The organism is Pseudomonas sp. 34 E 7, from assembly GCF_900005715.1.
Taxonomy (GTDB): Bacteria; Pseudomonadota; Gammaproteobacteria; order Pseudomonadales; family Pseudomonadaceae; genus Aquipseudomonas; species Aquipseudomonas orientalis_A.
Genome location: NZ_CVTX01000140.1, coordinates 30,410 through 35,470, shown reverse-complemented (window position 1 = coordinate 35,470; position 5,061 = coordinate 30,410). Strand labels below are relative to the sequence as shown.

Sequence of the window (5,061 nt, the reverse complement as noted above, 5' to 3'; positions counted from 1 at the left end):
GTCAAATGCAGCACCATTGCCGCCCGCGCTGCATCCGGGTCCTGGCGCTTGATTGCATTGAAGATCGCCTCATGCTCCAGGCTCGCCAGTTGACCCAGCTTGGCAAAATCCGCCCCGCCGCGCTCGTCAGCCTTGACCTGGGTGCGGGGGATCATCGCGGTACCCAGGTGCTGCATGATTTCACTGAAAAACGTATTGCCGGTGGCTTCGGCGATCAGTTGGTGGAAGCGTTTGTCTTCTTCCACGCAGCTGTCGTTGTTGGCCAGGCAGGCCCGATAGTCGTCCAGCGCCTGGCGCATATGGGCCAGTTGCGCGTCGGTACGGCGCAACGCGGCCAACGCCACCGCCTGCACCTCCAGACCCAGGCGCAGTTCCAGCATGTTGCGCACGCTGGCGACGGTGTCGACGTGCAGGCGCAGGCCCTGCCGGGCGTGTTGCTCCAGCACGAACGTGCCGATGCCGTGCCGCGTCTCCACCAGCCCCGACGCCTGCAGCTTGGAGATGGCTTCGCGTACCACCGTGCGGCTCACCCCATGCTCAAGCACGATGGTGGATTCGGACGGCAGTTTTTCGCCCGGTTTGAGCTGGCCGAGCAGGATGCGCTGGGTCAGCGCGTCGACCACGCCCTGGGCCAGGTTGGTGGAGCGTCTGCGCACGGGAGGTGCGTTTTCAATGGGCATCGCTAAGGGTCCACGGGGTTGGGCTGGAGGGAGCTTAACATCCCGTTCACCGACGACGCCGAGTTGATTCACGAGACAGTTAACTTGTATGACAACCAATCTGATAGACCGGTATTACGCCCCGAAACATCCTGCGAATCGAACGGTGCTCCGCTGATAGAAAACCCCTTATAGCACGAGCAAATAACCAAAATATCATTCCATCAGCGCCTTTATGAGAACAAATACTCATTGCGGCGCATTGCGATTTTCAAAAAACAACTTGTATGATGTCTGGCAACAAAACCCATAACCCGCATAAAAACAAATCAGGGGGCGTTTTCCATCGTGAACCATTCCAGCCATGCATCCGCTGCACCAGAAACCGACTCGGTGCTCACCCGCGCCGTGAGCAAAGTGAAGGGCCATGTGCTCCCGCTGTTCGTGGTCATGTTCATCCTCAACTACATCGACCGGGTCAATATCGGCTTCGTGCGTACGCACATGGAGCACGACCTGGGCATCGGCGCGGCGGCCTATGGCTTCGGCGCCGGGCTGTTCTTCATCGGCTACGCGCTGTTTGAAGTGCCGTCCAACATGCTGCTGCAAAAGGTCGGCGCACGCATCTGGCTGACCCGCATCATGTTCACCTGGGGCATCGTCGCCACGCTGATGGCGTTCATCCAGAACGAAACCCACTTCTACATCCTGCGTTTTTTGCTCGGCGTGGCTGAAGCGGGCTTCTTTCCCGGGGTGATCTACTACTTCACGCGCTGGTTGCCCGGGGTTGAGCGCGGCAAGGCCATTGCGATCTTCCTCAGCGGTTCTGCGGTGGCGTCATTGATCTCGGGCCCGCTGTCGGGTGCGCTGTTACAGATCGAAGGTTTCGGCTTGCACGGCTGGCAATGGATGTTCGCCATCGAAGGCCTGGCCTCGGTGGCGCTGGGCTTCTTTGTGTGGTTCTGGCTGGACTCCAAGCCCCATGACGCCCAGTGGCTGAGCCGCGAAGAACAGGACGCACTGGTTGCGGCCATCGATCAGGAACAGCGTGACCGCGAAGCCCTGACCACGGTCAAGCCGACCCTCGGCAAGCTGCTCAAGGACCGGCAGATCCTGCTGTTCTGCGTGTTGTATTTCTGCATCCAACTGACGATTTACGCAGCGACGTTCTGGCTGCCGAGCATCATCAAAAAGATGGGTGACCTGAGTGATATACAAGTCGGCTTCTTCAACTCGATTCCGTGGCTGATCTCGATCATCGCCATGTACGCCTTCGCAACGCTGTCCGGCAAGTTCAAGTTCCAGCAGGCGTGGGTCGCGGCAGCCTTGTTGATCGCAGCGGCCGGGATGTTCATGTCCACCACGGGCGGGCCGATCTTCGCGTTCGTGGCGATCTGCTTTGCGGCCATCGGTTTCAAATCTGCGTCTTCGTTGTTCTGGCCGATTCCCCAGGGCTACCTGGACGTGCGCATCGCCGCTGCAGTGATCGCGTTGATCAATTCCATCGGCAACCTGGGCGGCTTCGTCGCACCCACCACCTTTGGCTTCCTGGAGCAAACCACCGGCTCGATCCAGGGCGGGCTTTACGGCCTGGCCGGCACCTCGGTGCTCGCGGCCATCCTGGTGTTTTTCGCCAGGACCTCACCTTCCACGGGGCTCATGTCGCCCGGCATTGCGCCCACCGCCAACGCCATCAGCAAACCTCTTTGAGCGTATTAAGGACCTTGCCATGAATACTCCCGTCATCACTCATTTCGACGTCATCCCTGTCGCCGGTCACGACAGCATGCTGCTGAACTTGAGCGGCGCCCACGGCCCCTACTTCACGCGCAATATCGTGATCCTCAAGGACAGCAGCGGCAACACCGGCGTAGGTGAAGTGCCCGGCGGCGAGCGCATCCGCGAAACCCTGGAGGACGCGCGCAGCCTGGTGATCGGCCAGCCGATCGGTCAGTACCAGCGCATCCTCAACCGGATGCGCAGCACCTTTGCCTCTCGCGACGCGGCCGGCCGTGGGCTGCAAACCTTCGACCTGCGCATCACCATTCACGCCGTAACCGCGATGGAGGCGGCGCTGCTCGACTTGCTCGGTCAGTTCCTCGAGGTGCCGGTGGCCGCTCTGCTGGGTGAGGGGCAGCAACGCGATGCGGTGAAGATGCTCGGTTACCTGTTCTACGTCGGTGACCGCACCGCCACGGACCTGGCCTACCGCAACGAAGCGGAATCCGACGACGACTGGTTGCGCCTGCGCCATGAGAAAGCCCTGACGGCCGACGCCGTGGTACGACTGGCCGAAGCCGCCAAGGCCCGATACGGCTTCAACGACTTCAAGCTCAAAGGCGGCGTATTGAGTGGCGATGCCGAGATCGAAGCCGTCACCGCCCTGGCCGAGCGCTTCCCGGAGGCGCGCATCACCCTCGACCCGAACGGCGCCTGGTCACTCAAGGAAGCCATCCGTTTGTGCCGCGACCAGCATCACGTCCTGGCCTACGCCGAAGACCCCTGCGGCGCGGAAAACGGCTATTCGGGTCGCGAAGTCATGGCCGAATTCCGCCGCGCCACCGGCCTGAAAACCGCCACCAACATGATCGCCACCGACTGGCGCGAAATGGGTCACGCCATTCAGCTGCAATCGGTGGACATTCCCCTCGCCGACCCGCACTTCTGGACCATGCAAGGCTCGGTACGCGTGGCGCAGATGTGCCATGAGTGGGGCCTGACCTGGGGCTCGCACTCCAACAACCACTTCGATATTTCCCTGGCCATGTTCACCCAAGTGGCGGCAGCGGCGCCGGGCGAAATCACCGCGATCGACACCCACTGGATCTGGCAGGACGGCCAACGCCTGACCCGGGAGCCGCTGAAGATCGAGGGCGGCTACGTGAAAGTGCCGGCCAAGCCTGGCCTCGGGGTGGATATCGACACGGATGCCGTGGCCAAGGCCCACGAGCTGTACAAGGGCATGGGCCTGGGCGCGCGGGATGACAGCGTGGCGATGCAGTTCCTGATGCCGGGATGGCGCTTCAACAACAAGCAGCCTTGCCTGGTGCGGTGAGACCCGTTTATGCAGGAGCGAGCTGGCTCGTTCCTGCCAATGGCGTGCCCGGCATCGATCGTTCCCACGCTCCGCGTGGTAATGCAGCCTGTGACGCTCTGCGTCACGACCTAACAGCGGACGCAGAGCGTCCAGGGCGGCATTCCCACGCAGAGCGTGGGAACGATCGAAACTGCACCTTATCCGAACCTGCCACAACGACAGAGAAGGCGCCGGTTCCATGCAAGGCCCGGTGCGCATGGCGCAAATGTGCCATGAGTGGGGCCTGACCTGAGGCAGCCTGCCTGGTGCGTTGAAACGGCTTTATGCAGGAGCGAGCTTGCTCATTGCTGCCAATGGCGTGCCCGGCATTAAGGTCTGTGGGCCTTTTTGCTTACAATCGGCTGCACCGTCAGCTCCACCCCCAACGCCACCATCAACTTCTGGATCGTCTCATAGCGCGTCTTGGACCCGCCCTTAAGGGTTTTATAAAGACTTTCCCGATTAACCCCCGCCGCTTCGGCCACTTTGTTCACACCCTGGGCCTTGGCGACTTCAGCCAGTGCTTTCATAAGGATCTGCGGGTCTTGGGCCTTCATGCTCTGCGCAAGATAGGCACTGATGGTCTCCGGGCTGTCGAGAAAGCGCGAAGCTTCGTAAACGCGGGTACCGGATGTATCAAGGTCGAGGATTGGCATGTCCTCGGGTTTGAATGTCGATTCGCTCATTTCATCTACCTCTCAGGGCATCGAGGATTTCTTTTGCCCGTTTAATTGCTCTTTTCTGATCGGTTTTATCGCCGCCCCATAACATCAGGTAAGCGGCGATGCCCGTGCGTACAAAATAGATCCTGTAGCCTGGCCCGACAAAAACACGCATTTCGCTCAGGCCGTCGCCGACAGGGGCGCAATCGCCAAAATTGTTCTCTTCGGCTCGATCCAGACGCGCCAGCACCGCCGTTTTTCCGCAAATATCCTTCATGCCGTCGAGCCATGCATCGAACTCAGGCGTTCCGCCGATCGTATTGGTCACAGATTCACATGTAGCCTACTGGCTACTCCTTGTAGATGCCAGTGAATTTTTATTCCGTTTAGAGCCGCAAGAAAAAATCCTAGACCAGCATCCGCGCAGGCAGCCGGACGATACTATTAGCGCTTGTTTCGCTGCGCTCCCCCCAAACAATCTCGACCTGAAGCCCAATCAGGCGGCGCATCGCGATCGGGGCATGGGTATCTACACAACGTAGTAGCGCCCAACGCTAACCCGCTAACCCGCTAACCACGATGCGCAGCGAGTCGCTCTTGATCTTGATCTGCTTTTGATCTTGATCTCAGGCGCCCCGTTAAACCACGCTGGCCGAACGCAGGC

Annotated in this window: 5 protein-coding genes; 2 read left to right on the top strand and 3 right to left on the bottom strand. The window is 60.3% G+C overall.

The genetic code is table 11. From position 1 onward, the window contains the following. Window positions 1-680, bottom strand: a 680-nt coding sequence (locus BFP96_RS13450; protein ID WP_065936399.1) for a FadR/GntR family transcriptional regulator, incomplete at its 3' end; no start/stop codon positions are given. 327 nt (window positions 681-1,007) lie between these two features. On the opposite strand from BFP96_RS13450, the gene BFP96_RS13445 reads away from it, so the two are divergent. After that, the gene (locus tag BFP96_RS13445; RefSeq protein WP_065895512.1) at window positions 1,008-2,369 is read left to right on the top strand and encodes an MFS transporter; all 1,362 of its coding nucleotides are present in this window, start codon (window positions 1,008-1,010) and stop codon (window positions 2,367-2,369) included. A 19-nt stretch (window positions 2,370-2,388) separates the two neighbouring features. Next, window positions 2,389-3,714, top strand: a complete 1,326-nt coding sequence (gene gudD / locus BFP96_RS13440) for a glucarate dehydratase (RefSeq protein ID WP_065936398.1) — start codon at window positions 2,389-2,391, stop codon at window positions 3,712-3,714. 350 nt (window positions 3,715-4,064) lie between these two features. On the opposite strand, the gene BFP96_RS13435 is transcribed toward gudD, so the two are convergent. Together BFP96_RS13435 and BFP96_RS13430 are read right to left on the bottom strand one after the other, a co-directional pair. After that, the gene (locus tag BFP96_RS13435; protein WP_065883237.1) at window positions 4,065-4,421 is read right to left on the bottom strand and encodes an addiction module antidote protein; all 357 of its coding nucleotides are present in this window, start codon (window positions 4,419-4,421) and stop codon (window positions 4,065-4,067) included. Window position 4,422: 1 nt separating this feature from the next. After that, window positions 4,423-4,725 (bottom strand): type II toxin-antitoxin system RelE/ParE family toxin, encoded by a 303-nt coding sequence (locus BFP96_RS13430; protein WP_065936397.1) that lies wholly within the window; start codon window positions 4,723-4,725, stop codon window positions 4,423-4,425. Window positions 4,726-5,061: the final 336 nt, after the last annotated feature.